Annotated in this window: 8 protein-coding genes; 7 read left to right on the top strand and 1 reads right to left on the bottom strand. The window is 62.9% G+C overall.

Annotation, left to right across the window (positions count from 1 at the left end; translation table 11 throughout):
- The first annotated feature begins 547 nt into the window (after positions 1-547).
- From KTR9_RS00800 to KTR9_RS00780, 6 genes are all read left to right on the top strand, one after another.
- Positions 548-748: a hypothetical protein gene (locus tag KTR9_RS00800; RefSeq protein WP_044505550.1), complete on the top strand. Its 201-nt coding sequence runs from the start codon at positions 548-550 to the stop codon at positions 746-748.
- A gap of 218 nt (positions 749-966) precedes the next feature.
- The gene (locus tag KTR9_RS00795) at positions 967-1,389 is read left to right on the top strand and encodes a hypothetical protein (protein WP_044505549.1); all 423 of its coding nucleotides are present in this window, start codon (positions 967-969) and stop codon (positions 1,387-1,389) included.
- A complete protein-coding gene (locus KTR9_RS27875; RefSeq protein WP_014924789.1) occupies positions 1,386-1,787 on the top strand; it encodes a DUF6283 family protein in 402 nt (133 codons plus the stop codon). Before KTR9_RS00795 ends, KTR9_RS27875 begins: the two co-directional genes overlap by 4 nt.
- 165 nt (positions 1,788-1,952) lie before the next feature.
- Positions 1,953-2,411: a hypothetical protein gene (locus KTR9_RS00790; protein ID WP_137811321.1), complete on the top strand. Its 459-nt coding sequence runs from the start codon at positions 1,953-1,955 to the stop codon at positions 2,409-2,411.
- A gap of 82 nt (positions 2,412-2,493) precedes the next feature.
- A complete protein-coding gene (locus KTR9_RS00785; protein WP_044505547.1) occupies positions 2,494-2,790 on the top strand; it encodes a hypothetical protein in 297 nt (98 codons plus the stop codon).
- A gap of 260 nt (positions 2,791-3,050) precedes the next feature.
- The gene (locus tag KTR9_RS00780; RefSeq protein ID WP_044505579.1) at positions 3,051-4,142 is read left to right on the top strand and encodes an IS110 family transposase; all 1,092 of its coding nucleotides are present in this window, start codon (positions 3,051-3,053) and stop codon (positions 4,140-4,142) included.
- 354 nt (positions 4,143-4,496) lie between these two features.
- Here the strand turns inward: KTR9_RS00780 and KTR9_RS00775 are convergent, their stop codons facing one another.
- Positions 4,497-5,243 carry a helicase associated domain-containing protein gene (locus tag KTR9_RS00775; protein WP_014924786.1) on the bottom strand — a complete coding sequence of 249 codons (747 nt, stop codon included), beginning with the start codon at positions 5,241-5,243 and terminating at the stop codon, positions 4,497-4,499.
- A gap of 169 nt (positions 5,244-5,412) precedes the next feature.
- Between KTR9_RS00775 and KTR9_RS00770 the strand changes: the two genes are divergently transcribed.
- Positions 5,413-5,778, top strand: a complete 366-nt coding sequence (locus tag KTR9_RS00770) for a hypothetical protein (RefSeq protein ID WP_044505546.1) — start codon at positions 5,413-5,415, stop codon at positions 5,776-5,778.
- The last annotated feature ends 222 nt before the right edge of the window (positions 5,779-6,000 follow it).

Raw genomic sequence — 6,000 nt, 5'->3', positions numbered from 1 at the left:
CGTTACCTTCCGTCTCGGTCTGTACCGTGCACGCTCATTTGCCAGCATTACTGGGATTACCGGGATTACTGGCTATCACAGTGTTACCTGCATAGATGGCGATTGGCTTTACCAGAGAGAAAGTATCACCGTCAATCCTGTGAATGCAAGTATTACTTGTTATGTAGGCACTTTGCTTGTAATCACAGTGGTACCAGCAATGCTGCTATTGCTTTTGTGCAGGTCAGGATGGTTTCAGTTGGCAGCGCCTCCAGGCGACAGTTATGCCAGCATTACTGGTATAAACGGCATCTCCTGCCGATAGATTCGGCAAGATCGTCGCCGCCCGGCCCGCTCACACCGAGCCAGGTCGCCAGTATTGCCAGTAATACCAGTAATACAGGTATACCAATTATTGCTGTCTGCCGGGTCGATGGGTCGGCGATAAGAGCGTGTTGGCGCAGCCAACGGCGGGGCAGACTCCGGACATCACACTCTCGATATTGCGCCGCGAATCGTCACAGTGACACACGCGTCGGTGCGTCGTCGTCAACGCTCAAGGGGGACCATGAAAGACCGCACACGAAGGATTGCGGCGGACTTCGCCGGCAATCCCATCAACGAGTTCGGAATCTTTCGGGATGGAGTACTGGTATCCGACGGCCACCTGTCGAAGTACTCCGCTCAGTATGAACTCGACCATCGGACTGCGCCCGGCGGCGACTGGGAGGCTATCGACCCGTCATCCTTCTCCGTCTCGAAGATCTGACAGATCTCATCAATCCGCGCCGATGTGTAGCTCACACACGATGACCTGTTACGGAATCGCGATCGGACTGGGGAGAGTGCGGACACACCTACCGTCTGCAAACAGACCGTAATTCTGTCCGCGAACAGACATTACATTGGCGCATAGTGCCACCAGCGCGGGAACCGTGACTATAAAGCCGTCAATGAGCCGGTACAACTGTCTTGAAAGGAACTAATATGACGCAGCTCGAGGTTCGAGACGGCGTTGCGGTGTCACGCGACGACGACAGCGAGTTCGTCCCGGCATTCAAAGATCCCGTAGCTCTACGTCTACTCGACAGAGTCGAAACCGTCGTACGCGCCACGTCGCCCGATTCCTGGTGGGAGGGACCGACGTTCCGGAGCCCATGCGGCACCAAGCACTGCGTTCTTTCCCACGTTGCCGAGCAGCTCGGCATCGAGACGATGGAGCAGTTCGAAGCGCATTGGTCGACCTCGTACGTCATCGGCGCCGAAGTGAACGACACCCCGTCGAAGCGGTACCCGCACGGACATCCGAAAGACCGCGTGCTGGCCTACCTTGAGAACCTGCGCACCGGCGTCGAAGAAGACGTCCTGACGTCCATGGATCGCACGTACACAGAGATGGAGCCATCGTGACAGCGAGTAGCGAACGCGGATCGATGACGAGTAGGGGAGAGGCCGCATTCCCGCACCGTCGGCGGCCCTGCGCTGAGTGCCCGTGGCGTCGCGATGTCGCTCCTGGGCAGTTCAGCCGGGAACGCTTCGATGCGCTTGCCGACACGGCGGGCAGCCCAGGCGAGGAAGCGCCGCTGGGTGCTCCGATGTTCGCCTGCCACAAGTCGCCTGTCGGCGCTGAAGACGCCTGCGCCGGCTGGCTGGCCGTCTCCGGCGTTGAACACATAGGCGTGCGTCTGGCGATCGCCTCGGGGCGACTAGACCCGCAGGTGCTCGACGCGCCCCAGGATTGGCCAAGCCTGTTTGACTCGTTCGACGAGATGGCGCACACGCAAGCGAGAAGATCTTCTCCTTCGTAGTGACACTCGATCGCGGCCCAGTCAGGCCGTCGCCCCGGCCTTCCGGAACGCGTTGTTTCGATGAGGATTCCCCGAGGTGCTGCCACCTCTCCCGTTAAGTCGGTCGGACCTCATGGCAACGACCGTCCTGAGCACCGACCTAAAACTGCTCCCTCACCGCCACGAATGGCGCCCACTGACCTTCCCATTGGAGAAATCATGCTCTTTGTCGTGCAAGCAACCTTTCCCGGCCGCCGGCGGAACAGCCCGCGCGCCGACACGCTCTGCTCGAACGTCGACCGACTGACGGTCTTGCCTCCCGCGCTGTTCATCGCGGACGAGGCGGCAATCACCGTCTCCGTCGACGGAGGATCCCCTATTCGGGTGCGCGCGCTCATTGGCGTCGGCAGCGACGACCAGTTCAGCACCGACATCTTCCTGGCCGCGCACGTCCCGGGCCTCGGCCTCGTCGAACGTTGCCACATCATGAAGTTCGATGCCGATACGACAGTCGGCGAGGCCGTCGATCAGTGTGTGCTGATGTTCGCCTCGAGCCTGGCCAACAGGGTGATCGACAGCAACATCAACGCCGACGTCCAGGTCATCGGGCACACCAGCGAGACGCTGGTGACCAGCCGGTTCTGACTCGGCAGCAGTATCCTTCGTATCTATTCGACAACGAAGACCTGCCTCGTTCAGACGCTGAGTAACCGCATGAGGAGCACAGATGCCCAATCCCGCCCTTGAAGCAGCCCATCGTGCAGTCGAATCGCTAGATACAACGACCGCGCTTGTGCCCGATGACTGGGACGTGGTGGCTGCCACTTCGATTGCCGCCGCCGAGGAAGCCCTCATTCCGATCCGAGAGGTCCTGGATCGTCTCGCGCGCAACACTCAAGCGCCGTGTGGTCCGGAAGAGACCGCAGCGGCGCGGGTCGACGCGCTCAATGCTATTGCCGAGCTCGTCCGCTCAACCGACACGGGCGAGAACGTCACCCACGAAGTGACGTCGACGGCGGGCTGACCGGGCGCCCACGAGGACATCGCAGCGTCCCCATCCCTTGAATAGGGATGGGGACGCTGTTTTCGTTTCACCTGGCCGGTAGAGACTTCAATCCTCGAACTCGAAACAGCAGATCGATCCACTCACGGTCACTAGACGGTATGGGTGACTCCCCGATGGTGTGTTGGGGGGTTGCGGGCCGGAGCCTCACGCACAAAGACTCGTGGGTTACCGAGCAGGAGGCGCCTGCCCGGCCTATCCGACATTTGTGGGAGGCCCCGGTGTTTACAGAGCGTACGAGTGTAGGACTCGATGTGCACGCACGATCGATCGTCGCGGCTGCTCTTGACGGCCAAACAAGTGAGCTTCATCAGGCGCGGCTGACGCCGTCGTTTGAGCACGTCAGATCATGGCTGGCGACGTTGCCAGGCCCTGTCGCGGTGGCCTATGAAGCCGGTCCGACCGGCTTCGGGCTGTACCGGGACCTGACCGCGGCAGGGATCCGCTGCGAGGTGGTTGCGCCGAGCAAGCTGCAGCGTCCGGTCGGTGACCGGGTCAAGACCGATGTGCGCGACTCGATTCACCTGGCGAGGTTGCTGCGGCTTGGCGAGACCACTTCGGTGTGCATCCCGACTGTCGCCCAGGAAGCCGCGCGTGATCTGGTCAGGGCCCGCGAGGACTGTCGGGGTGATTTGATGCGGGCACGTCATCGGTTATCGAAGCTGTTGCTGCGTCACGGCCTGGTCTATGACGGTGGGACGGCCTGGACCGGCGCGCATGACCGGTGGTTGCGAACAGTCGCAGCGTCGGCGTTGACCGGGGCGGCCACACGGGTGGCCTTCGATGCCGATTACGAACACGTATTGACGATGAAAGCTCGACGTGACCGTTTGGACGTGGCGATCGTAGCGATGGCCGGTGATAGTGAGTTCACCCCGATCGTGCGGCGGATGTCGTGCCTGCGTGGAGTGAGCACGCTGACCGCGTTCGCGTTGACCGTGGAGATCGGTGATTGGGATCGGTTCACCGGCAACAGCATTGGCTCATTCGTCGGGTTGGTTCCCAGCGAATATTCTTCAGGAATGTCGCGGGTGCAGGGGGCGATCACCAAGACCGGCAACACCCATGCCCGCCGATTGCTCGTCGAAGCAGCCTGGCACCATCGGGCGCGCTATCACGTCGGTGCGGTGATGCGGGAACGCTGGGAACAGGCTCCCGCAGCGGCTCGGGTGCGTGGCGATGAAGGTAACCGTCGCCTCCATCAGCGGTGGGTGAACTTCCTTGACCGCCGGAAACGCCCCGTCATTGCCAACGTCGCCATCGCGCGTGAGTTGGCCGGCTGGTGCTGGTCGTTGGCCGTGATGGACTGCTGACAGCAATTGGCCTGCTTTATGAGCCGATCGGTGGTGACAGCGCGTGGATCGACCCGCGATACAACTATGAGCAAACCCGGTCATGGGTTGACGCTCGACCCTAGACACGCGGTCGCGATCCAGCCGAAACCCCTTCCTGCGGTACCCAATCCGCGAATATCAGTCTGACCGCGCGTCGTGATACGACACGCTCACCACACAGATCGCTCATGAAGCACAGAGGTACCGCCGGGATAGCTTCCCGGCGGTACCTCGCCCTGCGAACTTGACAAACTTCTCTACATATCAGTTGTACTGACCCGGGAGATTGCGCCGCCTTCTCTGCGACCCGTTCCGCTACTGCCGCAGCAAGGTTCATCGCACCTCCTCATCACTCCTGGGTCCGCGCGCGCCGTGGCTAAGCCCGTGTGGGGCGCGGACCGTCCATCGCCAGTCGTCGAACTCGGCCTCCAGGCGACGTGCTCGCTCCGCCGGCAACGTGCCCCGACGGTAGTCGGCACGCCGGTTGGCGACCCACTGCCCGATCGCGAATCCGTCGATCACAGCCCGATGGCGGGCGCTGGAGGTGCCGTACGCGGCGACGTAGCGGTGCAGGTGCGCGACCCCGGCCTCGAATGCGGCCGCGGACGACGCGGCCTGCGGCGACCACTGCCAGTCCGGAAACTCGCGCTCGAACACCTCGATCCGCTCCGCCGGCAGTCGGCCTTTGCGGTAGTCGGCGCGACGGTTGGTCACCCACTGTCCGAGGGCGAATCCGTCGACCACCTCGTGCTGACCCACGAGGCTCGTCCCGTGGGTGGCGACGTAGCGGCGCAGATGCGCCACCCCGACGTCGAACTGCGCGCCGCGCACACTCCACCGCCAGTCAGGGAACTCGGTCTCGAGCCGTTCGATCCGGTCGGCCGACAGTCGGCCCTTGCGGTAGTCGGTGCGCCTGCTGGTCACCCAGACGTCGATCGGGAACCCATCGATCCTCGCGCCGCGCGGGGGAGAGCTCGAACCATGCGCGGCGACGTAGCGGTGCAGGTGGGCGATCCCCGCTTCGAATCGTCGCTCGTCCGCACGACCACGGCCGGCGGGGGAGTCACGCTCGCTCCGCATAGCGACACCCCCTGTTTGGACAGGACTACGCGGGGTCCATTCGAGCCCCCGAAGAAGCGAGTCAGTCATGGACGCAGCGCAGTTGGCGGAGCCAACTCCGAGACAACTGTGAAGCAACCAATTGCCCGCGGCCGTCCTGGTCTGCGCGCGTTCTGAGCAGGAGTACACCATGACTGTCACGACCGTCACCACCATCGACCGCTCCGAGCTGACACTGCTGGTCCTGCCGGCGAGCGCCGACGCCGCAAAGCGCCTTGATGCATACCCGATCGACCTCGGAGAGGCTAGCGATGAGACCAGCATGGCACTGACGGCCGTCGCCGAGCTCGAAGGCGTTGCGGTCACAGAACTCGTCCTCGCCGGCCTCGAGTTTGTCCACCCCGAGCAGCTGAACACCACCGTCACGCTGGGCCACACCGACCTCGATGCAGTCGTGTGGGTACTCGGCGACGGCGGTCTGGTCCTGAACGGGACCAACGGCGTGCTCAGGGCCCTGGAACACCTCACCTCAATCGAGGTGCCGGTCTACGCGTAACCGCGCACCCCAAGCTTCGCAGGAGCGGTTCGACTCCGAAGTGCGGCGGCTCATCCCGCCGCGCGCCCAGAGCGGCGAATACCTGCGAAAACCCCCACCGATGCGGTTCGAATCCGCAGGTCAGCAGTTGATCACTGCTGACTCGTGCCTGGCCGGGCAGGTGGGGTCAGACCTCCTAGCTCAATTGGCAGAGCACGGCAGGAATCCGGAAGGACCCGAGGT

The organism is Gordonia sp. KTR9 (genome assembly GCF_000143885.2).
GTDB lineage: Bacteria > Actinomycetota > Actinomycetes > Mycobacteriales > Mycobacteriaceae > Gordonia.
The sequence above is the reverse complement of the archived record's forward strand: the minus strand, read 5'-3'. Positions and strand labels throughout refer to the sequence as shown.